The 25,958-nt window shown below is 61.0% G+C and carries 14 protein-coding genes and 2 pseudogenes; 9 read left to right on the top strand and 7 right to left on the bottom strand.

What is annotated here, in order from left to right:
• Nucleotides 1-107 (top strand): annotated as a pseudogene (locus GFM02_RS03300) (IS110 family transposase); the annotation flags it as partial.
• Between the two features lie 199 nt (nt 108-306).
• Here GFM02_RS03300 and GFM02_RS03305 read toward each other — a convergent pair.
• On the bottom strand, nt 307-1,833 hold the full coding sequence (locus tag GFM02_RS03305; protein WP_168320799.1) for an ABC transporter substrate-binding protein: 1,527 nt from the start codon (nt 1,831-1,833) through the stop codon (nt 307-309).
• 226 nt (nt 1,834-2,059) lie between these two features.
• Between GFM02_RS03305 and GFM02_RS03310 the strand changes: the two genes are divergently transcribed.
• The 8 genes from GFM02_RS03310 (at nt 2,060) to GFM02_RS03345 (ending at nt 10,690) form a co-directional block, all read left to right on the top strand.
• Nucleotides 2,060-2,644, top strand: coding sequence for a DUF1349 domain-containing protein (locus tag GFM02_RS03310; protein ID WP_025397520.1), 585 nt, complete (start codon nt 2,060-2,062; stop codon nt 2,642-2,644).
• A 225-nt stretch (nt 2,645-2,869) separates the two neighbouring features.
• Nucleotides 2,870-4,003: a transporter substrate-binding protein gene (locus GFM02_RS03315; protein WP_168320800.1), complete on the top strand. Its 1,134-nt coding sequence runs from the start codon at nt 2,870-2,872 to the stop codon at nt 4,001-4,003.
• A complete protein-coding gene (locus tag GFM02_RS03320; RefSeq protein WP_130790602.1) occupies nt 4,000-4,581 on the top strand; it encodes an ANTAR domain-containing response regulator in 582 nt (193 codons plus the stop codon). The genes GFM02_RS03315 and GFM02_RS03320 overlap by 4 nt, the downstream gene beginning before the upstream one ends.
• The gene (locus GFM02_RS03325) at nt 4,581-5,429 is read left to right on the top strand and encodes an ABC transporter permease (RefSeq protein ID WP_064246611.1); all 849 of its coding nucleotides are present in this window, start codon (nt 4,581-4,583) and stop codon (nt 5,427-5,429) included. Before GFM02_RS03320 ends, GFM02_RS03325 begins: the two co-directional genes overlap by 1 nt.
• Complete coding sequence (locus GFM02_RS03330; protein WP_131662266.1) at nt 5,429-6,349, top strand: ABC transporter permease; 921 nt, start codon at nt 5,429-5,431, stop codon at nt 6,347-6,349. The genes GFM02_RS03325 and GFM02_RS03330 overlap by 1 nt, the downstream gene beginning before the upstream one ends.
• Nucleotides 6,350-6,374: 25 nt before the next feature.
• The gene (locus tag GFM02_RS03335) at nt 6,375-8,000 is read left to right on the top strand and encodes an ABC transporter substrate-binding protein (protein ID WP_168320801.1); all 1,626 of its coding nucleotides are present in this window, start codon (nt 6,375-6,377) and stop codon (nt 7,998-8,000) included.
• A 60-nt stretch (nt 8,001-8,060) separates the two neighbouring features.
• Complete coding sequence (locus GFM02_RS03340) at nt 8,061-9,005, top strand: acetamidase/formamidase family protein (protein ID WP_168320802.1); 945 nt, start codon at nt 8,061-8,063, stop codon at nt 9,003-9,005.
• Entirely contained in the window at nt 9,002-10,690 is a 1,689-nt protein-coding gene (locus tag GFM02_RS03345) for a dipeptide ABC transporter ATP-binding protein (RefSeq protein WP_168320803.1), read from the top strand. The genes GFM02_RS03340 and GFM02_RS03345 overlap by 4 nt, the downstream gene beginning before the upstream one ends.
• A 162-nt stretch (nt 10,691-10,852) precedes the next feature.
• Here GFM02_RS03345 and GFM02_RS03350 read toward each other — a convergent pair whose 3' ends face one another.
• From GFM02_RS03350 to GFM02_RS03380, 6 genes and pseudogenes are all read right to left on the bottom strand, one after another.
• Nucleotides 10,853-11,590: a hypothetical protein gene (locus tag GFM02_RS03350; protein ID WP_168320804.1), complete on the bottom strand. Its 738-nt coding sequence runs from the start codon at nt 11,588-11,590 to the stop codon at nt 10,853-10,855.
• Between the two features lie 340 nt (nt 11,591-11,930).
• A complete protein-coding gene (locus GFM02_RS03360) occupies nt 11,931-12,122 on the bottom strand; it encodes a hypothetical protein (protein ID WP_168266544.1) in 192 nt (63 codons plus the stop codon).
• Nucleotides 12,123-12,156: 34 nt separating this feature from the next.
• Nucleotides 12,157-12,564, bottom strand: a complete 408-nt coding sequence (locus GFM02_RS03365) for a hypothetical protein (RefSeq protein WP_168320805.1) — start codon at nt 12,562-12,564, stop codon at nt 12,157-12,159.
• Between the two features lie 606 nt (nt 12,565-13,170).
• A pseudogene (locus GFM02_RS03370) lies at nt 13,171-17,183 on the bottom strand (hemagglutinin repeat-containing protein); the annotation flags it as partial.
• Between the two features lie 98 nt (nt 17,184-17,281).
• Nucleotides 17,282-17,743: an SMI1/KNR4 family protein gene (locus GFM02_RS03375; RefSeq protein WP_168320806.1), complete on the bottom strand. Its 462-nt coding sequence runs from the start codon at nt 17,741-17,743 to the stop codon at nt 17,282-17,284.
• 2 nt (nt 17,744-17,745) lie between these two features.
• Nucleotides 17,746-25,866 (bottom strand): hemagglutinin repeat-containing protein, encoded by an 8,121-nt coding sequence (locus GFM02_RS03380; protein WP_168320807.1) that lies wholly within the window; start codon nt 25,864-25,866, stop codon nt 17,746-17,748.
• Between the last annotated feature and the right edge of the window lie 92 nt (nt 25,867-25,958).

The raw sequence follows: 25,958 nt of genomic DNA on the forward strand, positions 1-25,958 counted from the left end.
CCGGCAAACCCAAAATGGTCATCCGCATCGCGCTCGCCCGAAAACTCCTGGTCATTCTCAATGCAAAAGCACGAGATGCGCGAAGAGAATTCGAATATGCAACTTGACAACCCAGATAGTCGCTCATTCCTGTGCTTGTTACAGGAATCCAGCGCGCCCAAGTCCTTGGGCGCGGAAGACTCCTTGACCGAATAAGGGTCAATCACGGCACAGACGCGCCGTGGCTGGATCCCTGTGACCTCACTCGGGCAAAGCCCTGAGGGCACAGGGATGAGGGAGCAAGCGGTGGCCATCAAAGTCACTCCATTACTTCTTCATCGAAGCATTCCAGAAATACGGCCACGGAGCCGGATCGACGCCTTCGAGCTTGGTCGATTCCGCCGAAACCGCGTTGAAGTCGCCGATCTTCATGAAGGGGGCGTCGGCATAGATCGCCTTCTGAACATCGGCCCAGAGCGCCACGCGCTTCTTCGGATCGACCTCCGAGGTGAAGGCATCGACGGCAGCCTTGCGAGCCGGCGTATCCCACCAGCCCGGCGAACTGGTCGAGAGCGAGCCGATCAGGGCAGGCTCCGGCAGGAAAGGGCTGTGGGTGATGTAGATATCCCAGAGCTTCGGATCGGCGCGGCGCTGCGTCAGCGTCGCCCAGTCCACAACCTGCATATCGACGGTGAAGCCGGCAAGCTTCAGATATTCGGCGGCGACCTGCGCCATCTTGTAGTGGAATTCGTACTGGCGGCTTGTCAGTATACGGATCGGTTCACCATTGTAGCCGGCCTTCTTGGCGGCAGCGGCCGCCCCTTCCGGATCGGCGACGTTATAGGCGCCCTCGACGCCGGCATCCGTCGACCAGGCAAAGGTCTTTGGATAGATGGCGCCGTCGAGCGCGTAGAAATCCGTGCTGCCGAAGGCCGCGGCCAGCATATCTTCCATGCTGAGCGCCTGACGGATCGCCTTGCGGACCTCGACATTCCCGGCAATACCTTCTTTCGTGTTGAAGACGAAGACGGGATAACCGAAGGGCTTCAGGATGATCGGCTGCGAGGCGGTGGAGGCCTTCAGCTTGTCGTAGGATTCGACCGGGATCGAGTCGACATAATCATACTGGCCGGAAACGGCTGCCTCGACGCGGGTGTTCGGATCCGGCACCGGCACGAAGCGGATCTCATCGAGATATTGATGACGGGCGCCGCCATAACCATTGCTGTCGCCTTCGCGGGACTTGTAGCCATCGAAACGGGCGAGCTGGATATACTGGTCAGCCTTGCGCTCCTTCAGCATATAGGGACCCGTGCCTATGAAGTCCTTCATCGGCTCGTCCTGCTTTTCGGACGGGATGATGATCGCGGCCGAATTGTTGAAGGCGAGCAGCGAGGTCAGCGGTGCATAGGGCTGCTTCAGCGTGATCGTCACGGTCGCCGGATCGACGGCGGTGACCTTATCGATGAAGCCGGCCACCTGCTTGCCGCGCGAGGCGATCTTCATCCAGCGGCCAAGCGAGGCGACGACATCTTCCGATGTCATGTCGCTATTGTCGTGGAACTTGATGCCGGTCCTGAGCTTGATCGTATAGGTTTTGCCGTCGGCGCTGATCTCAGGCAGGCTTTCGGCCAGAAGCGGCGTGACGTTCCAGCCTTTGTCGAAGGTGTAGAGCGTTTCGAAAATGTGCTGGGTGACGATGCCGACCAGATCGGCCGTCGACGACATCGGATCGAGCGTCGGCGGCTCGCCGATCGTCGCGACATTGATGACGCCGCCCTTTTCCTGGGCAAAGAGGGTCGAAGGCAGGGCGACAAGCGCGGTGCCGAGAAGGAATGCGACCAGTGTTTTCATGTGAGATCTCCCATTTAGTTCCACAATTATGTAATTCATCTTTTTGTAACAGAATAAGAGATGGATCGATCCTGTCAAGCACGAGCGACGGATTATGCCCTCGGCCGATGCCGAGACGCCGGAAAAACACACAACTTCGGCTGCGCCGGCCTGCAACAAGACCGCGCATTATGCCAAGGTGAGTCAAACACCCTGCGGTGACGCCTCAACAGAACGGGACAATCAGATGAGCACCAATTTCAACGACGGAAAATGGCTGAACGAACCGGCCATCTGGCACGCGGAGGAAGCCGGCCTCACCCTAACGACCGACGAGAAAACAGATTTCTGGCGGGAAACCCATTACGGCTTCACCCGCGACAGCGGCCATTTCCTCGCCTTTCCCACCACCGACGCCTTCACCGCGCAGATCCGCGTCCAGGGCGAATTCCGCACGCTCTACGACCAGGCCGGCCTGATGGTTCGCATCGACGAAAAACGTTGGGTGAAAACAGGCGTCGAGTTCACCGACGGTGAAGCCTTCCTCAGCACCGTCGTCACCGACGGCAAGTCCGACTGGTCGGTGGCACAGCCCTTCAGGGAATTGGAGGATTTCCGTATTCGCGTCACTGTCGCCAACGGCGCGATGCGCATCCAGGCCTCGCGCGACGGCAGCTTCTGGCCGCTGCTGCGGCTCGCGCCCTTCCCGGCAGTGGCGCAATACGAGGTCGGACCGACCGCCTGCACGCCGGAGCGTAGCGGACTGACGGTGCGCTTTTCCGAATTCTCGATTGGGCCGGCGACCGCCAAGGATCTGCATGATTTGAGCTAGAAGAGCGACCTTTGGCTGCTCTACCGAAAGAACAAGATCAAATGACTGCGAGTGCCGCGCAGCACACTTGACAAAGACAAGCTGCCTGTATTTTACTCAAGCCTGCGGATTAGGCAGAAGGCTGGCCGCATTGACATGACTCCGATAGTCTCTGGGCAGTTTCGCCCCATGACGCCTCATCGCTCGATGGGATCAGCGTCGTGGGGTTTTTGATGTGGTCACTTGATGAACGACGCGCTGAAAATTGGCATCCTCTTTTCGACCACCGGCCCCTACGGCTCGATGGGCCGCGACGCGCGCGACGGCGCCGATTTCGCGATGGCCGAATATGCCGGCGTCGAAGGGCTGGCAATCGAGCCGGTCTTCTTCGATCCGCATGCCGATCTTGCCGCCTATCTCGACGGCGCGCGTCATCTTCTGCGCGCCGGCTGCCGCCATATCGTCGGCACGATCACGTCGGCGGCACGCAAGGAAGTCATCCCGCTCGTCGAGAAACATGACGGCCTGCTCTGGTATATGTGCCCCTATGAAGGTTTCGAGGCCAATGAGAACGTCATCTATGTCGGCGGCTGCCCGAACCAGCATCTGCTGCCGTTGTTCGAGCACCTGATCCCGCGTTACGGCGCAAGGCCCTATCTCGTCGGCGCCAACTACGTCTGGGGCTGGGAGATGAACCGGCTCGCCCGCGAACTCATTACCAATGCCGGCGGCGAGGTGCTTGGTGAACGCTATCTTCCGCTCGAGGAAACCGCCGTCGAGCGCACCGTCGCCGAGATCGCGCAACGCCGCCCGAGCTTCATCCTCAACAATCTGATCGGCCCCTCGAGCTACGCCTTCCTGGAGGCGATCAAGGCCCTCGGTGATCGCGACCCGGCCTTCCGCGCGGAAAACTGCCCAGTCGTGAGCTGCGACCTGATGGAATGCGAACTCGACGATATCGCCGCCGGAGCTGCTGCCGGCCAGCTTTGCGCCGCTTCCTATTTCGATAGTATCGCGACCCCCGAAAATGCCGCCTTCAAGGTCCGTGTCACCGAGCATCACGGCGCCGAGCGGCGTGTCTCCAGCGTCTTTGCCAGCGCCTATACCGCCGTCCGGCTCTGCGTCGACGCGATCGTCGCTGCCGGTAGTGACGAGCCCGAGGCCGTTCGGCGCGAGCTCTACAATCGATCCTGGCCGACCCCGTTCGGCGCACTTTCGATCGACCGCGAGACCAATCATGCCGCCCTGCCCTTCCATCTCGGCCGGATCAACGCCGACAACGGCTTCGATGTCGTCGCCTCGCGGCCGCCGCTTGCCGCCGACCCCTATCTGACCGGCCGCAACCGCCAGGCGTTTCCACGGCTGAGGGTGGTGTCATGAGAGAGACACCCAATTTCACCGGCTGGCAGGCGATGGTCCTGCACCGCGAGGACGGCAACACCGAAAAGCTGATCCGCCAGCTTCGCCTGCTCGGCATCCATGCAACGCTGCAATGGGCGCCGCTCTCGGCCGCGGCACTTCCCGATCTCGTCATCGTCGATGCCGACCAGGGCTGGGACGATCTGCTGCCCTGGAACGGCGAAACGCCTGCCTGCCCCGTCGTCGCCTTGCTTGGTTCGGAGGCGCCCGGCCGCATCGCCTGGGCGCTCGGACAGGGTGCCGGCGCGATCATCGCCAAGCCGATCGCCACATCGGCCGTCTATCCGGCGCTTGTCATGGCCGTCTCCATTCATCAGGAGCGCAAGGCGACTGCGGAAAAGCTGAAATATCTCGAAGAGCGCGTCCGGCTGCGGCCGCTCGTTCACGCCGCCGTCGAAAAGCTTCAGGCCGCGCGCGGCATCGACGAGGAGAGCGCTTACGCAATCCTGCGCAACTGCGCCATGCGCCGCCGCCTGCCGATGGAGCAGATATCGGCCTTCATCCTGGCGGGTGCCGAACCTCTGCCGGAGGCGGGCTGATGCATGTGCTGAAACAGATGATCCGTCAGCCGACGGCCCTCTTCGGCCTGATCGTCGTCACACTCGTCATCGCGCTCGCAATTGCAGCGCCGTGGATCGCGCCGTTCAGTCCAGACGAGCAGATGTTTGACGGCCTTTCGCTCGAAGGCGCGCCGCTGCCGCCGGGCGGTCCCTATCTGCTGGGCACCGACACGCTCGGCCGCGACCTCTTCTCGCGCCTGCTCTTCGGCGCCCGCACCTCGCTGATCATCGGCCTTGTCGCCAATGGCATCGCGGTGGCGATCGGCCTCTTCGTCGGCATCGTTGCCGGTTATCTCCGCGGACTGCCGGGCAACATCCTGATGCGCTTCACCGATCTGATGATGGCCTTTCCGGCGCTGCTGCTCGCCATCGTGCTGGCAGCCCTGTTGAAGCCGAGCCTGTGGATCGTCGCCATGGTGATCGCGCTGGTCAACTGGGTGCAGGTCGCCCGGATCGTCTATACCGAGACTCGCGGCCTGGTGGAGCGCGATTTCATCATGGCCGAACGCTCGCTCGGCGCCGGCCATATGCGCGTGCTCTTCATGCATATCCTGCCGCACCTCGTGCCGACGGCAATCGTCTGGGGCACGCTCGGCATCGCCACCACGGTGCTGCTCGAGGCCACACTCTCCTTCCTCGGCGTCGGCGTCCAGCCGCCGCAGCCCTCCTGGGGCAACATCATCTTCGAGAGCCAAAGCTATTTCCAGGCCGCCCCCTGGCTCGTCTTCATTCCGGGCGCGATCATCCTTCTGACGGCGCTTTCCTTCAATCTCGTTGGCGACGCGCTGCGCGACATTCTCGACCCGACCCAGCGCGGGAGGGGCTGATGGCATCACTCATGCTGCGCCGGCTGGCGCAGGCGGCTCTCATCCTCCTCGGCGTCGCGGCAATCACCTTCGTGCTGCTCTACGCCCTTCCGGCCGACCCGGCCCGCATGATCGCCGGCCGCAGCGCCACCGCCCAGACGGTCGCCAACATCCGCCATGAACTCGGCCTCGACCAGCCGCTGCTGGTCCAGTTCGGCACCTATCTCGGCAATCTGCTGCATGGTAATCTCGGCCGCTCCTATGCGCAGAAAACCGACGTCTGGACGCTGATCGCCGCCCGCCTGCCGGCAACATTGACGCTGATGCTTGCAGGCATCTTCGTCGAGGTGGTGCTCGGCCTGACGCTCGGCACCATCGCTGCCATGCGCCGCGGCGGCTTCGTCGACCGGCTGGTGATGATGGCCTCCTTTGTCGGCACCTCCGCACCGCAATTTCTCGTCGCCCTGCTGCTGCTCTATCTGCTGGCGGCAACGCTCGGCTGGTTTCCGATGAGCGGCTACGGCAGCTTCGCGCATCTCGTCCTGCCGGCCGTGACGCTCGGCATCTGCGGCGCCGGCTGGTATGCCCGCATGGTGCGCTCGTCGATGATCGACGTGCTGAACCAGGATTATGTCCGCACAGCGCGCGCCAAGGGTCTTTCCTCAAAGCGCGTCATCCTGCGCCATGCGCTGCCCAACGCCGTGCTGCCGATCATTGCCATGATCGGCATCGATATCGGCCAGTTCATGGGCGGCGTGGTCGTCGTCGAGGCGGTCTATGGCTGGCCCGGCATCGGCCAGCTGGCCTGGCAGGCGATCCAGCAGGTCGACATCCCGATCATCATGGGCGTCACCCTGACCTCGGCGCTCGCCATCATCATCGGCAACCTGCTTGCCGATCTCGTCGCGCCGGTCATCGATCCGCGCATCCGCACACGCTGACAGCAACCAAAGAAGGGGAACCAAGATGTTCAAACGCTGGCTGCAACAGACGACCATGGCAACGATGGTGGCGCTCGCCCCATTATCCGTCATGGCGCAGGAAACGCCCAAGCAGGGTGGCGATATCGTCGTCACCTACAAGGACGACATCACCACGCTCGACCCGGCGATCGGCTACGACTGGGTCAACTGGTCGATGATCAAGAGCCTTTATTCCCGCCTGATGGATTATGCGCCCGGCACGCCGAACCCGGTGCCCTCGCTTGCCGAGAGCTTCACCGTTTCGCCCGACGGCTTGATCTATACCTTCAAGCTGCACAAGGGCGTGAAGTTCTCGAACGGCCGCGAGGTCGTCGCCTCCGACGTGAAATATTCGATCGAACGCGCCGTCGACCCGAAGACTCAAGGGCCCGGCGCCGGCTTCTTCGGCGCCATCAAGGGCTTCGAGGATGAAACCGGCGGCAAGACGACGACGCTTTCCGGCATCGAGACGCCGGATGACAGCACCGTCATCTTCAACCTCTCGCGCCCCGACGCCACCTTCCTGCACGTGCTTGCGATCAACTTCGCCTCGGTCGTGCCGAAGGAAGCCGTCGAGGCCGCGGCCGGCGACTTCGGCAAGAAGCCGGTCGGCTCCGGCACCTTCATCCTGAAGGATTGGACGATCGGCCAGCAGCTCGTTTTCGAGCGCAACAAGGATTATCTCGTCAAGGGCGTTCCCTATATCGACAGCTTCAAAGTCGAAGTCGGCCAGGAGCCGCTGGTGGCGCTCTTGCGCCTGCAGAAGGGCGAGGTCGATATTGCCGGCGACGGCATTCCGCCGGCGAAGTTTCTTGAAATCAAGAATTCGGCCGACGGCGCGCAGATGATCGTCGACGGCGAACAGCTGCATACCGGCTACATCACGCTGAACACCAAGGTGAAACCCTTCGACAACGTCAAGGTTCGCCAGGCGCTGAACATGGCGATCAACAAGGAGCGCATCACCCGCATCCTCAACGGCCGCGCAACGCCTGCCAACCAGCCGCTGCCGCCGCTGATGCCGGGCTACGACAAATCCTTCGCCGGCTATGCCTATGATGTGGCGAAAGCCAAGGCGCTGCTTGCCGAAGCCGGCTATCCTGATGGCTTCGAGACCGTGCTCTACTCCACCAACACCGACCCGCAGCCGCGCATCGCCCAGGCGATCCAGCAGGATCTGGCTGCCGTCGGCGTCAAGGCCGAAGTCCGGGCGCTGGCCCAGGCAAACGTCATCTCGGCCGGCGGTACGGAAGGCGAAGCGCCGATGATCTGGTCCGGTGGCATGGCCTGGATCGCCGACTTCCCGGACCCGTCCAATTTCTACGGCCCGATCCTCGGTTGCGCCGGCGCGGTTCCAGGCGGCTGGAACTGGTCATGGTATTGCAACGCAGATCTCGACAAGCGCGCCGTTGCCGCCGACTCCATGTCCGATCCGGCAAAGGCAGCCGAGCGCACCGCCGCCTGGGGCAAGATCTTTACCGACATCATGGCCGATGCGCCGTGGATCCCTGTCATTAACGAACGCCGCGTCGTCGCCAAGTCGCTGCGCATGGGCGGTGCCGACAACATCTACATCGATCCGACCCGCGTCATCAATTACGACGCGATCTTCGTCAGCAATAAGCCATGAAGAAACAAAGCCTTCCCGGTTCCACCCGGGAAGGCGTCATAAAATCGAGGGAGATATGCCATGTGCATCGCCTGCACCCACACCATCCACCGCGCCCAGCATAATTTCGGCTGGAACAAGGATTTCACCCCCGCCGTCGTCGCCAAGCCCGGCGAGACGATCCACTTCGAATGCATGGATTCATCGGGTGGCCAGCTCGGAAGCGGCGCGACGCTGGAAACGCTGAACGCGCTCGATTTCGGCAAGATCAACCCGGTCTCGGGCCCGGTCTATATCGAAGGCGCCAAGCCTGGCGATGCGCTGAAGGTGACGCTGCGCAAGTTCATTCCCTCGGGTGTCGGCTGGACGGCCAATATTCCGGGCTTCGGCCTGCTTGCGGACCAATTCACGGACCCGGCGCTGCATGTCTGGTCTTATGACGCCAACAGCATGGTGCCCGCCCTTTACGGCCCGGGCGGCCGCGTGCCGCTGAAGCCCTTCGCCGGCACGATCGGCGTCGCACCCGCCGAGCCCGGCACGCATTCCGTCGTTCCCCCACGCCGCGTCGGCGGCAATATGGACATCCGCGACCTGACGGCGGGGGTGACGCTCTATCTGCCCGTCGAGGTCGACGGCGCGCTGTTTTCGATCGGTGATACCCATGCCGCCCAGGGCGATGGCGAAGTCTGCGGCACGGCGATCGAAAGCCAGATGAACGTCGAAGCGACGATCGAGCTCGTCAAGGACACCAAGCTGCAGACGCCGCGCTTCACCACCACCGAACCGGTGACCCGCCATCTCGACGGCGCCGGCTACGAGGTGACGACAGGCATCGGCCCTGATCTGATGACCGGGGCGCGCGAAAGCGTCATGCGTATGATCGATCTTCTCGGCGCCGAACACGGCATGAGCGCCATCAATGCCTATCTGCTCTGCTCGGTCTGCGGCGACCTGCGGATCAGCGAGATCGTCGACCAGCCGAACTGGGTGGTCTCCTTCTACTTCCCGAGGATCGTGTTCGCGTGAACGACGCCATGCCCGCCGCAGCACCGGTGCTCAGCCTTCGTAATCTGAGCGTCGATGCCCGCACACCCGAAGGCCGCAAGCCGGTGCTCCAGGATGTCAGCTTCGAGCTTGCAAGCGGCGAAACGCTCTGCATCGCCGGCGAATCCGGCTCCGGCAAGTCGGTCACCTCGCTGTCGATCATGGGTCTGTTGCCGAAGGCTTCGCTGAAGGTCGCCTCCGGCAGCATCATGCTCGGCGAGCGCGACCTGCTCAGGCTTTCCGACCGGGCGATGCGCAGCGTGCGCGGCGGCGATATCGCCATGGTGTTCCAGGAGCCGATGACCTCGCTGAACCCGGTCATGTCGGTCGGCAACCAGCTGACCGAGGCAATCCGCGCGCACCAGGGCAGCGACAATGCCGAGGCGGTGGCGCTGAAGATGCTCGATGCCGTGCAGATCACCGAGCCGGCCCGGCGGCTGAAGCAATATCCGCATGAGCTTTCCGGCGGCATGCGCCAGCGGGTAATGATCGCCATGGCACTCTCCTGCCGGCCGAAGGTGCTGATCGCCGACGAGCCGACGACGGCGCTCGACGTCACCGTGCAGGCGCAGATCCTCCGGCTGATGCGCGAGTTGAAGCGCGAATTTGGTGCCTCAATCATCCTGATCACGCATGACATGGGCGTCGTCGCCGAAATGGCCGATCGCGTCGTCATCATGCAGAATGGCAGGATCGTCGAACAGGGAACAGCGCTCGCCGTCTTCCAGCGGCCGAAGGAGGCCTATACGCAGCAATTGCTGGCCGCCGTCCCGCGGCTCGGCGCGCTTGCCGGCACCGACCACCCGCCGCGCATCACCCAGCGCGCCGTCGAGACGCTGCATCCGGACCGCACGCCGGTTCTGAACGTGCGCGACCTCACCGTCACCTATGGCAATGCTGCAAGCCGGTTTTTCAAGGGCAAGCCGTCGGTCGCAGCCGTCGATGGCATTTCCTTCGATATCCTGCCGGGTGAAACCCTCGGCCTCGTCGGCGAAAGCGGCTCCGGCAAATCGACGACCGGCAAGGCCGTACTCGGTCTTATCCCTTTCAAGGGCAATGTCCTGATCGACGGCCGCAATATCGCCGGCCTCAACCAGCGCGAGATGCGGCCCGTGCGCCGCTCGGCGCAGATGATCTTCCAGGATCCCTATGCCTCGCTCGACCCGCGCATGGCCGTCGGCAAGGCGATCGGCGAACCGATGCTCATCCACGGTATCGGCAACCACAGTGAACGACAGGACCGCGTCGCCGAACTGTTGCGCCGGGTCGGCCTGACGCCTGATGCGGCGACGCGCTATCCACACGAATTTTCAGGCGGCCAGCGCCAGCGCATCTGCATCGCCCGGGCGCTGGCACTGGAGCCCAAGCTGATCGTCGCCGACGAGGGCGTCGCAGCGCTTGACGTCTCCGTCCGCGCCCGCGTGCTCGACCTGCTGCTCGAACTGCAGGAAACGATGGGGCTCGCCTATCTCTTCATCTCCCACGACATGGCAGTGGTCGAGCGCATGTCCCACAACGTCGCCGTCATGCGCGCCGGCCACATCATCGAAACCGGCACACGGCGGAATATCTTCGAGAACCCCAGGAATGACTACACCCGCGCGCTGATCGCCGCGGTTCCGATCCCCGATCCGGAGGTCTATCGCGGCAGGGAAGCGCATGCGTGATCGAAGGACTGAGACTGACTAAAATGTCGACGAGGAGCGCCTTGCGGCAAGTGGGCGATTTGGGTGACGCAAGGATATCCCGGGTTTCAGTTAGGGACACGGTGAATGCGGTATATTGCGCTCAGAATCGCCAGCAACAGGGTTAACGCCAAACCGCAGTAATTATAGAGATATCGGCTCATCTTTGACGAGAAAGAAGTCGTCAGGAAACAGCTTCTTGAGTTCGGCCCTCCGTTTTGAAAAATGAGGGTAACTATCGGCAACATCGTTGATATTGTCCGTTATTCTAGCCAGATATCCGTCACCCACCTCTTCAATGGCGAATCCCGCTTCCGCAATCTGCTCTGCCTTGACGTCTTTGGCAAATTCTCCTCCAAAGAACGTGGCCCAGCCAATATTGGGTATGCGTTTAGGCATGCCTTTGCTTGGGATTATACCCCCGCTAAAATAACCCTCACCTGTTCCGGGCCTTCCCGTATCCTCGACAGGCGTGAAATAATGCAAGATGCCAAATGTGGATGTCATGGCATTGCACGCGCGCCGAAAAACGGGCACCCAGTCGAGGGTGTTATGTGGTGCAGCATAAACAGATAGGCCTCCACCAAGCCAACGCCCATGCACGCTAGTTTGGCTATGCTTGATTTCGGCTTGGTATTTGACGGCTTTTTTTCTTCTCCAACCTAGCCCGATCGGGAACTCAAGCAGCGATCCGTTAATGCGCCAGCGCGCAATCCCTGCCCAATGGGGCTCACACTGCTCGATAGAATGAAACTCACCAATGCGCGTCTCCCATTGATGTATACTCTCAGGCACTAGGCGGGCGTCCGCTTCGCAGAAGGCCGACAACACCTCCTCACCAATAGACCAATCAGTAGTCACAGCGTCGGTGTTGACGAACATTCGTATCATGTGGTGTTGCATAAACGCCTCTAATAATCGGTCATTATTCCAGTTGCAGGATCAAAGCGGTAAATGCCGCCACCAAAGCGGCCGGCCACCTGTTTGACTGCTGCCGAGCGCTATGAGGTGGGCCGACTGCGTGCACGCCGGAGCGTCGTGGGAAGGTGCAGTTTTCGGAGTTTTGGATTGGGCCGGCGATTGCCGCCGATCTTCATGATTTGAGCTAGGGGACTTCGATGCCGTATTCTCGACGGCAATATACGAATCCAGATAATGGGATCTGATACCGCATCATCCACATAAAAAAACGGACGTTATCTTGAGTCCATAGTGAACAGCTTCAAGAATCTAGAATCTCATCCAATGAACGCATGACACCTTTAACTTCTTCGAGACTAGCTCCGATTCGTGTCTCAAACTCGAAAATTTCTATGCCGTTGCAAATCTCGTTTAAGGCCGCATGAAAAATATGCAGCTCTTCCAGATTTGTAGAAACCATTAGGTCGGCTTCTGCGACGGATATCAGTTTCATGGTTTCAATCCGAAGAATGAGGCGTGCTGGTCGCTCAGTTAAAATCGACTAGGCACTCAGACAGGGGAAAACATCGTCCGTCGGAAATTATGAAGTTTCCATTTTCAATTCGGGCTAGAAGCAGACCAAGACCTTTTGCACCGATCTTGACATCTTGCCTCCAACCTTCAACGTCACCGTGATATTCAATTGCATGAAATAAGGGGCCGCCCGGTGGGGTAATCTTGCACCCACTTTCATTCAATCCTCCTCGCGTCGCCGCCCTCGGTTCAACGTTTCGGGTGAGGTTATTGAACTGCTTGGCGAATTTGTTTTTCCCATCGTCGGAGAAATATGAAAACTCGACGCCATCGACAGCCTGCGTACCGGGAATTACCCGCGCATTACGCCGCTCAAATTTGCCTCCAAGTATTCTTTCCAGCCTATCGATTTCGCCAACCATGTCCTCTCCTTTACTTGATTGGAGTAATTAGAAATTTTGCGTTTGATATGCCGTTCGCAAGAAATACATTTGAGTAATAGTTTGCAAACTCGACGCTATTAGTGTGATAAATTACGCCGCCCGCAAACGCCTGCGAATATTTCTTTGCTTGCGCCAGCATCTTCGCTTGCTCCGTCTTCGACCATGACCAGGAACCTATACTGCCGAATGGGTTTCGGATCGATTTCGTCCAGTTGGCCACATATTTTGCTTCAACTGCGGTCAGTTTTCCATCTATCCGTGTCGGGCAAGCAAGCCCTCAAACTCACCAAAGAGGGGGGTGCCCGCAGTCACTTGAGCAAGATATTGCCAGGTCTCACCTTCCACATCACTTTGCCATCCATACAGCGTGTTTGCTATCGCCATAGGCGATGCGTTCGGATCCAGCGTCCACTCGGTATTCCCGATAAGGACGCGCATCTGATCGCCAGCTTTGATTTCCTGTAGTTTTTCATTAACGCAACTCAGATTGTTGCCGCACAACTTGAGCGCGGTGAGGTTCGCGCGCGATTGAACGATCGCCGTGTTCCAGGCACTCTGACGACATGCAACCGGGTTGGCTACTTTCTCGCACGCGGCGAATTTCTCGTAGAGTTCCTGCAGCTCTTTGTGTTTGAGATAATTGTTTTGGTAGTTGGCTGCCGCGTAAGCTGCACCTTCGCCGCCGCCAATGATCCCGCCGATACCAGCCGTCAGGCTCGCTCCGACCAGCTTGGCGAGGGCCGCGCCCTCCGGTGTTCCTTCGTATTTAGCGTGCCTTTAAGCATGCCATCGACGAGGGCCGCAATGGCTGGCGCTAGCAGAGTGGTCGTAGCTCCGCCGAGAGCGGCTTTAATCGCCCCCTCCCAGCCATTGGTTCCGCCAAGGATACCACCACCGACCGCATGGAGTGCCGCGCGGCCGATCCCACCTTCCTTCCAGTAGTCCATTCCGGTCTGGTCTCCACTCAGAGCGGCTTGCCTGTAGAGCTCGTTGGCAATGTCACCGACCAACCCCGCCATCGTCGCCTGGGCTTCCTGCAGATCGGCCTGCGTCTTGTACTGGTCGCGCAGGATGTTCTGCAGGTCCGGCAGGCCGGGCAGCGAGGTGTTGGTGTTGTCGGTGTCCCTGCGGATCGTGCCGATATCCTGCGTCTGGTGCTCGGGATCGGTGATGGTGATGCCGATATTGCCGCCGATGGCCGAATAGGCCTTGCCGGTTTCGCTCTCTCCGTCATTGACCTTTGCGAGGCTCAGGCCGCCGGAGCCGATCGAGGCGCCGTAGGTGTCGGCCTTCCAGCGCGAATGGGTGTCGACGTCGGTGACTTCAAGCGTGCCGGTTTCCAAGTGGTTCTGGTCAGACGGGGCTTGGCTGGTGATCAGACCGCCCACGAGGGTCGTCTTCTCGTCGATGGTCAGATCAATGCCGCCGGTGCCGGCGTGGATGCCGGATTGCTCGGCGACGATGGCGGCGTCGCCCGTCGCCTTCTGGGTCGAGCCAGAAGCGCTGAAGCCATCGCTCCCGATCGAGCCGGAGAGATTGAGCTGGCGAGCCTCGGCGGTTGCCGTGTCCACCAGGCTCTCGATTGTCAGGTTACGGACGACCGCGGTCACGGAATTTCCGGTGACGGTAGCGCCTCTCAAAGTGAGGTCGTTGGTGAGGATGGTGACGTCACCGGTGCCGATGACATGGCTGTTGTAATTCGTAAGCCCAGTCGTGCCGTCATTGCCCTTACCGTAGGAGCCGGTGACATTGACGCCGGGCGCGCCGCAGCCGGACTTTGTGCCGCACTTCCAGCCGACGCCGACGCCGACACTATAGGACAAGTTCTCGCTTGACGTATCCGACGTGCCCGTCGCTGCGTTGAGGTTGATATTGCCGTTCTTCGCCGACAGAAAGATGTCGCCGGCCATCGGGTCGCTCGAAACGGTCGGCAGGCCGAACTGGTCATAGCCGGCGGCGATCTGCGCGCCATCGCTGGTGATCGAGCCGTCCTGCGCCTCCAGCGTGATCGCACGGCCGGCACGAATGTCGGTCACGACTGGCGTCGAGGATGACGAGGACGAGCTGCTTTCCTGATGGTTGACGCCGGCCGACAGCGAGACCGAGAATTTGAGGCCTTCCGCTGTAGGAGACGTGTCCGTCAGCTGCTGATAGGCTTCCTTCAGGCCCTTGTAGCCCTGATAGAAGCCGAGGGCAGCAATGGTGGTGTTGGTGACGGCGTTGACGCGGGTGTCGCTGGTCAGCCGCTCGGCCGAATTCATAATGCTCTGGGCCGCACTTCCCAACTGGCTGGAGACGGAGAGCGTCACGCCGGCGAACGTCTTCTCATGCACTTCCTCATAGTTGGTGACATCATTGGCCGACAGGAGATTGATGTCCTTGCCGGCAAAGAGATTGACGTCACGCTCGGCCGAGGCCCCGGCGGCCTGCAGATTCACGTTGTTGCCGGCCGAGATATTAAGATCGCGGCCGGCCGACAGCATCGACGCCGCATTGGTATCGGACTGATGCGCCGAGCTGTCCTTGCTCGTCTGCGCGCCGATGCCGACCGAGAAGCCGCCATTGCCGGCGGAGAAGGACAGGCCGAATCCGGACTTCTTCTCCTCTTCAGATTGCGAGAAGCTTTCAGCACCCGGCGTGACGTTGACGTCGCGCTTGGCCGACAGATTGATGTCGCGCTCGGCATCGACCGAAGAGCCCATAATGTTCAGATCGGTCGCCCGCGCCGTGAGGTTGACGTCCTCGCCGGCTGAAAGCGCCGAGCCGACATTCAGCGTCGAGGCCTGGGCACCCTTGTTCTGCTGGCTGCCGTAGATAGAAATGAAGCCGCCACCGCCGCCGACGCCGAAGCCGGATTTCTTGCGCTGCTCCTCGAGCTCGTGCGTCTCCTGAGCCCCGATGATAGAGACATTGTCGGCCGCGACATTGATCGAGCCCTCGGCATCGACCTTTGAACCGGCAATTACTGCTGCCTTGCCCGCGTCGAGATTGATGTCACCGCTGGCGCTCAGCTGCGAGCCGACGGTGGTCTCGTCATAGCTCTTGTAGCTGGACGAGCCTTTCGACAGGAAACCGCTGCGCGACCCCTTGTCATCCTTGGCACTGGTGTCCTTGCCGGAGGCGATGATGAGGTCGCCCTTGGTGGTGATGCTCAGGTTCGCGGTGTCGGTCTCATTGCCGGCTTCGATCTTCGAGGCCGAGATGACCGTGTCCTGGCCGGACTCAATGTCGACGCCGCCACCGCCTGTGATGGCGGAACCGACGGCCGTCGTCGTTTCCAGATGGGTGGTCGTCTTCTCGCTGCTACCGAGGAAACCGCCCTTGATGCTGAGCTTGGTGTCGAGGCTCGCGGTGTCGGTGGCCTCGGCGATCGTCACGTCGCCATCGGCCTTGAGAGCGACCTTGCCGTCGGCGGCGAGCTGACTTCCGACGATATTGAGGTCGTGATCGCCGCTGCCGCTGCCTGCCGTGACCGAGAGATCGCCGCCGGCTGATATCTCCGAGCCGACATGGGTGATCGATGAGGCGGATTTTTTGCCGAAGGTGGATTCGGACTGCTCCTGCGCGGCCGTGATGTTGATATCGTCGCCGGCGCTGAGCGCGGCATTGCCGCCGGCCTTGACGGAGGAGCCGGAGAGCAGGATGTCGTCGCCGGCCTTGATCGTCGCATTCGTGCCGGCAGATAGCTGCGATTGCTGCTGGTCGGTGGAGAGGGTCCTGGTGTAGCCGGATTGGTTGTTGCGGGCGACATCGGTCGACACCACGGCCACCGAGCCATTGTCGGCGGTCACATCGAGCGTCGTGCCCGCCTTGGCCGAACTGCCGATGACGTTGACATTGTCCGTTGCCTTGATCGTCAGGGCCTTACCGCTGGCGACCTGGCTGCCGGTGGCATTTTGTTGGCCGCCATTGTCGACCTTGGCTGCATCCAGCGTCACATTCTTGCCGGTGAGCGAGGCGTTGCCTGTGGCACTGACCAGAGCGCCGTTCAGCGTCAGGTCGGTCGCCGCGGCAAGTATCGCATCGCCGCCGACGGTGACCGCGGCGTTCGGATTGACCATCGCCTGGCCGCCGAGATCCATGGATTGCGCGCTCAGCGTCAGCGCGCCCGAGGAGGACAGCGAGACGTCATTGCCGGTCTTGAATGTGCCGCCGTTCGAAGAAATCGAAGAGCCGGAAACGGAGAGATCGTTGGAGGCGACCATGGCGCCGGAATTGTTGATCGCGCCGCCCGCAACGGAGACCGACGCGCCTGACATCAGCGCGCCGGAGGCGGTCAGCTGCGCCGTTGCCGTGCCCGGGAGATAGACGACCGGCGCCAGCACCTCGATGCCATTGACCACCTGCTTCTGATAGAGGACGACCGGCTTCGTCAGCGCGGCGACCGCTTCGGGCGTGAGCGCCTGGCCAACCTGCAGATTGTTGTCGCTAGCGTAATCGGCGCCGTTGTCGAGCAGCGTCTTGACCTGCTCGGTGGCATCGCTGCCGGGGATGAAGGAGCCCGGTCCCAGGCCCTGGCCGGCAAGCTGCTGAATCTGCTTTTCAATCAGCTGGTTTTCGAAATAGGCGTCGCCCAGGAAGGGAATGATGGTGTCCGGCAAATTCAGTGCGGTTCACTTCTTCAGGAGGCTGCCCGGGTTCACAAGGAGCCCCAAACTTCGATTCCCACCCGTCAGACGGATCACACTCGCCGGATTCAAATGTGCGCTTTGATCCGCTTATAGAGGAATTCGAAGAAATTAGACGAATACATAATTTCTTCGCCTGAAGGAAGCCTCAAATATACCGGGCACTCTTCAGCCGAATTTGATACGTAATAAAAAAAGAATACTTCTCCATAATCTGTTTCACTCACAGCAACTTTATTCTTTTCCAGTAGCCCGTTCTTTTGCCCAACAATATATTGATAGACTATATCTCCACCATTTACCGCATCAAAATCAATTCCATATATACTATATATTTCTTCTCCACCTATTTCTCCTCCTCCATATTTTTTTATAAACCACTTATATGATGTGCTAAGCGGAAATCCCAATCGGTTCTCTGCCTTCTGGATCCAATCGTAACTTACCGCATCTGTCTCGCTACCAAATTTGACGATTTCAGGATAGGAGGCTACTAATTCTTCGACTTGCTCAGCAGTTACATCACTCATAGTCAATGCCCATATATTGCCGCACGATTTTCCCAGTATTCAGCCTTCCAGATATCAAAGGCAGCACGGTCAATTCCAGAGGGAATTGTATTGGGATTGATATGAATAACAGAGCCGTTGCTCTGATGGAACGATTGCGTCAGTTCGGCGATTGGGCCGCTTTGCGTCTGAGTAATATGATGCAGGTTTACTGACTTCCCATCCGTGCCGATCGGCGCACGTCCCGAAGCCATCCGCTCGACATTCGTACCGGTGATGACTTTTCCACCTTCTCTCCAACTTGTTACCAAGTTTGGATCAAACAGGTCATTTCGCTGATAGACTTTATTTCCCTGGAACTGCAGTGGCTCTTGTGACCAGAATTTCCGCTCTTGGCCAAAAGACTCGCTTAGAGCTTTTTCAGCGGTAACGGCATCCTTTAGGATCCGGACGTCATCTGCCACAAGCCGTCCACTGGCGCCCGCCGCCGCCAACTTAGCATAGGCGACAGCCGTCAGACCGTCGCTGAGGTCAGCGAGAATACCTCCGAGTAGTTTGCAGTTGGGTCCCGGACTGCGTTCACAAAAGGCGACCGCGGTGAGGTCGGCGCCGGCTTCTACCTCAGCCAGTGATCGCGAGAAAAATAGGCCTTCTTGTCGTTGATTAATTCGGGTTGCTGCATCAAGTGAGTACTCCGCAAGTTCGATAACATAATCATTCTCAAGCAGATACTCCTTAGCTTCCTGGATCAGCTTTACGTGGATTTCGACGCAAGCAATTGTGCGGCAATCGGCCAAAGCTTGATCTTGGATATCGTCGATCGCCTTATATTTCTGCGCCACCTTGCCAATGCAGGACTGATCTTGATCACACTCAATCATCTCCTCGAGCTGCTTCTCCAGCTGGCGATGCGTTAGATAGTTGTATTTGAACGCATACGCGGCGTAGGCGGCGCCCTCACCGCCACTTACGGTGGCGGCAAGCCCCTGCACCAAGCTCGCACTAATGATGTTGATCAACTGCTCGCCTTGGGCAGTGCCGGCAAGCGACGTGCCGTTGACGATTTCGGCAACGAGGTCGCGGATATAAGGCCCGAGCAGCGAAGACGTAGCCCCGCCGAGCGCGCCCTTGATCATGCCGGAGACATCGGTGACGCCGCCGAGCAGGCCGCCGGCCAGCGCGTGTAGTGCCGCGCGACCGGGACCGCCTTCGGCCCAGAAGGCCCGCTCCTCGTCAGTGGTTGCCGCCTGCTCCCGCCGTAGCGCGAAGTCGCCGATGAACTTGGCGGCCTTGGCGGCAGCATCCTGATACAGTTCCTGCGTCTCCAACTGCTCGCGCAGGATGTCCTGTAGCTCGGGAATGCCGGGCAGCGAGGTGTTGGTGTTGCTGGTGTCGCGGCGCAGATCGTCGAGGTCCTGCGTCTGGTTGGCGGGATCGGTGATGACGATCTGGCCCGGCGAGATGGCCGAGAGCGCCTGACCCGTCGCACTTTCGCCGTCATGCATGGGTGGAGCAAGGAGCGGTCCAGTGAGCGTCAGCCCGCCACTATAGCTGTCGGCCTTCCATTTCGAATGGGTATCGAGGTCGTTGAATTCCAGCGTGCCGGTCTCAAGCCAGTTCTGCATTGCTGGCGCCTGAGAGGTGATCAGCCCGCCGGTCAGCGCAGTCTTGTTGCCGACGGTGAGATCGAAGCCGCCGGAACCGGCTTGGATACCGGATTGTTCGGAAACGATCGCGGCACTGCCGGTGGCCTTCTGCAAGGAGCCGTTCAAACTTGCCGGAGTATCGCTGCCAAAACCGCCGCCGATGCCGAACTGATTGGCCTTTTGTGATGTCTTGTCGAGCTGGCTTTCGATGATCAGGTCGTGGCCGACATCGGCTGTGACGCTCTCGCCGCTAACGACGGCGCCCTGCAGTCTGGTGTCATTGCCGGACTGGATGAACACGTCACCGGAGCCGACGACATGGCTGCTGACCTGGGTAACCGAGGAGCCGTTGGATGAGCCTTTGCCATAGTTGAAGCTGAGGCCGGGATTGACGAGATCGACTTGAACGCCGCCAGAGCTGTTCCTGGTGGAATTATTGGTGGTCGCTTGAGCACTCTGCAGGATAACGTCCTGGCCGGCGATCAGCGCGATGTCGCCGGACTTGCCGTTCGGCATGCCATCGGCATCATAGCCGGCAAGCATCTGCGCGCCACTGCCGAACAGATTGCCCGACGTCGCTTCGACGGTGACGGAATTGCCGCTCCGGATCGTGGTGGAAACCGGGTCTGAGCTGGAACCTTTCTCGCTGCTCTTGCTATACTGGAAGCCAGCGGTGAGCGAGGCCGAGGCAAACACGCTCGACTGTCCATTTTTGAGTTTGTCAAACTCACCGGCAGCGTCCTGATTGGTCAGGGCATCGAGTACCGAATAGGCTTCGATCCCGGTGATCGCTATGTGCGCAATGGATTTGCTGGCGCTGCCATCGCCGACCTTCGAAGCGGCTGCCACCGCTTTGCTCGCGGCGGAAACGAGACCCGAGGAAACCGACAGCGTCACGCCGGCAAAGAATTGCTCGTGCACACTCTCGTAATTCGACTTGTCTTCCGCACTGAGCAGATTGACGTCGCGCTCCGCAGTGATCGCAACATCGCGATCGGCTGCGACATCGGCGGCCTGCAGGTTGGCGTCGCGCCCAGCCTTGATCGTCAGGTCGTTGCCGGCGGAAAGGGTGGCCATCGCGTTGGTCTGCGAGCCTTGCTTCGTCGTGTCCGAGACGGAGGATACGCCGATGCCGACCGAGAAGCCGCCGCTGCTCGAGCCGAAGGAAATGCCGAAGCCGGAGCGTTTCTCCTTTTCCTCCGAGGAAGCGCTTTCGGCGCCCGGCGTGATATTGACGTCGCGGGCCGCATCGAGCGTCATGTTATCGGTCGCATAGATCTGCGAGCCGAGGATGTTGACGTCGGTCTCGCGGGACTTGAGCGCAACGTCCGTTCCGGCAGAAAGCACCGATGCCACATTCAGCGCGGATGCCTGGCTGCCGCTCTTCTGCTCCTTGCCCCAGAGCGATAGGAAGCCGTCGCCCGAGCCGACGAAGAGGCCGGATTTCTTGCGCTCGATCTCAAGCTCGTGCTGTTCGGCCGCGCCGATGACCGAGACGCTGTCGCCCTCGATGGAAATCGAGCCACCGGCATTGGCCTTGGAACCGGCGATCACCGCCGCGCCGCCGGCGGTCAGGTTGATATTGCCGGATGCACCGAGTTCGGAGGCGACGGTGGTCTCGTCATAGCTCTTGTAGCTGGACGAGCCTTTCGACAGGAAACCGCTGCGCGACCCCTTGTCATCCTTGGCACTGGTGTCCTTGCCGGAGGCGATGATGAGGTCGCCCTTGGTGGTGATGCTCAGGTTCGCGGTGTCGGTCTCATTGCCGGCTTCGATCTTCGAGGCCGAGATGACCGTGTCCTGGCCGGACTCAATGTCGACGCCGCCACCGCCTGTGATGGCGGAACCGACGGCCGTCGTCGTTTCCAGATGGGTGGTCGTCTTCTCGCTGCTACCGAGGAAACCGCCCTTGATGCTGAGCTTGGTGTCGAGGCTCGCGGTGTCGGTGGCCTCGGCGATCGTCACGTCGCCATCGGCCTTGAGAGCGACCTTGCCGTCGGCGGCGAGCTGACTTCCGACGATATTGAGGTCGTGATCGCCGCTGCCGCTGCCTGCCGTGACCGAGAGATCGCCGCCGGCTGATATCTCCGAGCCGACATGGGTGATCGATGAGGCGGATTTTTTGCCGAAGGTGGATTCGGACTGCTCCTGCGCGGCCGTGATGTTGATATCGTCGCCGGCGCTGAGCGCGGCATTGCCGCCGGCCTTGACGGAGGAGCCGGAGAGCAGGATGTCGTCGCCGGCCTTGATCGTCGCATTCGTGCCGGCAGATAGCTGCGATTGCTGCTGGTCGGTGGAGAGGGTCCTGGTGTAGCCGGATTGGTTGTTGCGGGCGACATCGGTCGACACCACGGCCACCGAGCCATTGTCGGCGGTCACATCGAGCGTCGTGCCCGCCTTGGCCGAACTGCCGATGACGTTGACATTGTCCGTTGCCTTGATCGTCAGGGCCTTACCGCTGGCGACCTGGCTGCCGGTGGCATTTTGTTGGCCGCCATTGTCGACCTTGGCTGCATCCAGCGTCACATTCTTGCCGGTGAGCGAGGCGTTGCCTGTGGCACTGACCAGAGCGCCGTTCAGCGTCAGGTCGGTCGCCGCGGCAAGTATCGCATCGCCGCCGACGGTGACCGCGGCGTTCGGATTGACCATCGTCTGGCCGCCGAGATCCATGGATTGCGCCGTCAGCGTCAGCGCACGCGAGGAGGACAGCGACACGTCGTTGCCGGCCTTGAATGTGCCGCCGTTCGAAGAAATCGAAGAGCCGGAAACGGAAAGATCGTTGGAGGCGACCATGGCGCCGGAGTTCTTGATTTCGCCGCCGGCAACGGAGACCGACGCGCCTGACATCAGCGCGCCGGAGGCGGTCAGCTGCGCCGTTGCCGTGCTCGGAAGATAGACGACCGGCGCCAGCACCTCGATGCCATTGACCACCTGTTTCTGATAGAGGACGACCGGCTTCGTCAGCGCGGCGACCGCTTCGGGGGTGAGCGCCTGGCCAACCTGCAGATTGTTGTCGCTAGCGTAATCGGCGCCATTGTCGAGCAGCGTCTTGACCTGCTCGGTGGCATCGCTGCCGGGGATGAAGGAGCCCGGTCCCAGACCTTGGCCGGCAAGCTGCTGGATCTGCTTTTCAATCAGCTGGTTTTCGAAATAGGCATCGCCCAGGAAAGGAACCGTGGTGTCCGGCTGGTAGCCGATTTTGTCCATAAAATAGCCGGAGCCATAGAACTTGCCGACATCGAGGTAGGCTGCGCGAGTTTCGAACAAAAAGGTCTGTCCGGCTATATTGCCGCCGAAGCCGCCCGATTGCGGGTTGGTCGAAGCTACAAGGGCGGTGCCGAGGCCCGCATTGACGGTGAACAATGCGCCGCCGGCGGTCAGGCCGGAGAGCGCCGACAACGGATCGCCGGGATTGCTTGCGGCCGCGACGCTGGCTCCGCCAGCCATCGAGCCGGCTGCCGACGTATTGTTGACGCTGCTGTAATTCACGGAGAGTGCGCCGCCGGCCTTGATATTGGCCGATACGCCGCCGATCGCCTGGACCGAGCTGACGATCGTCGTGCCGTTGGCGATGTTCTTCGAGGGATTGGCAGTGCCGTTGGCATTATAGGCCGTGCAGGCGCCTTGGGCATGGCAGGTCGTCGTCGTCGTGCGGAAAAGGCTGACGCCGGTATTGGTCAGTGTCGAGCCCCGCAGCGTCGCGTCGCCGCCGGCCTCGATCGAGCTGTAGGCATTGGTCAGATTCGTGGCGTCGATGGTGAGGTTGTGGCTCGCCCGGATGGTCGCTTCCGGGCTCAGCGTGCCGACCAGCCGGTCTTCGTAGACCGACTGGCTGAGGTGGGACGACCAATCCCAGCTATAGGTGGTGCTTTCGTCCGAACCGCTGAAATTCACCTCGTCGACGATGAAATAGCGCGACGGATTGTTGGGATCGACAACGGGATTGCCGTTCGCGTCCCTCGGCACGCGGGCCCGGATCCAGTCGATGATCGGCTCGACCTTCTCGGGTCCATCAGCCGAAATCCAGGTCCATGCACGATAGGTCGTGCCGTCGGCAAGCGTCGCCTTCGACCAGAGCAGCGGCTGATAATCCTGCCACAAGCCCGGATCGACGCCGGCATAGAGCTGGAACATGTTCTGATCTGCGGTCTCGAGATAGCCGAAAGGCAGGCCGGCGGCGACGGGATTGAGCGTGAAGCCGCTGACGACACCTGAAGACACCAGCGTCCCGGTCGTCCATTGCGGCGTGGCGGCCCGCTCGTTGGTCAAATTGCTGGTGAGGATGGACATGTCGTTTCCGGCCTGGATCAGACCGGAAATATTGGTGACGCCGGTGTTCCTTTGTCCTGATGTCGTACCGGCAATCTCAAGATCGTTGCCGGCGAGGATGGCGCCTTGATTGTTGGTGAGCACCCCGCCGATGAACAGGCCCGCGTCGTGGCCGGCATAGGCAAGGCCCGTGGCGCTGTTGGTGAAATTGCCGGAAATGTTGAGCGTCAGATCGTCGCCGGCGGCCAATTGTCCGGCATTGGTGAGAGACGGCAGCGTCAGCGTCAGGTCGTCGGCGGCGAGCAGCGCGGTGCTGGCCGAGGTGGAGAGGCCGCCGGCATTGATGGCGATGTCCCCCGAACCGCCGGCACTGGTGACGGCGTTGATGGTGGCGCCGCTGAGATCGGCCGTGCCTGAGAGATTGAGGGCGAGACCGCCGAGCGTGAGGCTGTTGTTGCGGAGATTGGCGCTATTGGCATTGAGCGTCAGCGTGCCGCCAGCAGTGATGTTGCTGGCGGCACCATTGGAGAGATCGATATTGGTGGTGGTGAGCGTCAGGTTGCCGGTTGCGCTGGTGGGGTTGCCGTAACTGATCTGGCCCGATGCCGTCAGTGCTGCGCTGCTGAGGCTCTGGAGCTTGATATAGGCGATATTCTGCGTCGCCGTGGCCGAAAGAGCGCCGCTGCTCATGAGCGCGTTGCCGGCGGTGATCGAACCGTTCGTGGCGGCAAGGCTCATGCTGCCCGGCTGCTGCAGCATCAAGGTGCCGTTCGCCGATTGGGCGGTGGCGGCGAGATCGAGGCCGGCGGCGATGGTCGCGGCCGAGATCGAGCGGCCGGTTGCCGAGACGTTGCCCTCAGCCAGGATATCGCCGGATATGCCGATGTCGGCGCCGGCTGACAGCGTCAGATCGTTGCCGCTGACAAGCGAGGCTGCCGAGATCGACCCCGATGTCGCCGTGATCGTCAGCGCATCGGCACTGTTTGCCGCACCGGCAATCTGGATGTTGCCCGATGTGCTGGACAGGGCGAGCGCATTGCCGGCCACGACGCTGCCTGCCGTAATGCCGTTCGATGACGACATCATCACGTTGGCGGCGCTGTTGACCTCGCCGCCGACACTCAACAAACCGCTGCCGCTGGACAGCACGATATCGCCATCGGCGGCGACGGTATCGAGGGTGATGCCCTGATCCGCCTGAACTGCGACCTTTGCTTTCGACGTGACCTTGGCGGCCGTCACCTTCGCCCTCGAGGAAATCGAAACGCCCTGCTCGCCGGAGACGTTGCCGAGCGAGATCTTGCCGTCGGCCGACAAAGACAGCTCGTTGGTGTTGGCGGCAAGATTGCCGCTCATGCGCACGCCGGCGCCGTTTTCGGTGACGACCATCTTGATGCGGCCGGCCTGCATCGCGCCGAGCGCCGAACCATCGATGGCGTATTGTGGTGTCCCTGACGTCGCGGACAGCGCCGTCGCATCGCCTGTCGCGTAGTCGAATTTGTTGCGCCCGGCGGTCACGCGAATATCGTTGCCGTAAATGGGGCCGTCGATCTTGACCGCACGGGAGACGACATCGAAAAGGTCGACGCTGCCGGCGCCGGCGGCAAGGTTAGCGCCCTTGGAGCCGAAGGTGACATCACCGCCGTTGACGGTGAAGCCCTTCAGCGCGCCATCGGCGCCGATATCGGGAACACCGGTCGTCAGCGTCGCATGCGGGGTGTTGATGAAGCCGCATCCGTCGCAGGTGATGCCGTTCGGGTTGGCGATGACGACATCGGCGCGCCCGCCGAACACCTCGATCGCGCCGTTCAAGGCCGAGCGGTTGCTGCTGATGACCTCGTTGAGGATGACCGATGCCGGACCTGACGTGTTGAGATTGGCATTGCCCGCCGTGACGCCGCCGAGATTGGAATTGCCGATCTCGCCCTTGTAATTGTTGAGGATCAGCCCCGGCGTGCCGACGTTGAAATTGTCGTATTTGTTATGCGACAGGCCCTTGCTGTTCGGCGTGACGATGTCGATGAGCGGCACGCCGTTCGGCGCCGTCCCGACGCCCGGCTGATTGGCGGCGGGCGCGGCGGTGCTTGCCGAGACCGACTGGGCATTGGCAAGCATCGGCTGAAACACCAGCAGCGCGCTGAGCACGAACGCGAGCGAGCGATGGGCAAACCTGCCGAACTGGCGGCCAAGACCCTTGCCATTCGAACCAAGACCGGATTTTTCACGCATCGTTTCGTCTTTCCAAACGCACAACTGGTTTTATGTCTCGACATTAATCATGGCTCTGCGCCGCCTTCACCGCGGCAGCGCCTCGCCCTGTT

It is taken from the genome of Rhizobium leguminosarum bv. viciae (genome assembly GCF_012276115.1).
GTDB classification, from domain to species: Bacteria; Pseudomonadota; Alphaproteobacteria; order Rhizobiales; family Rhizobiaceae; genus Rhizobium; species Rhizobium leguminosarum_T.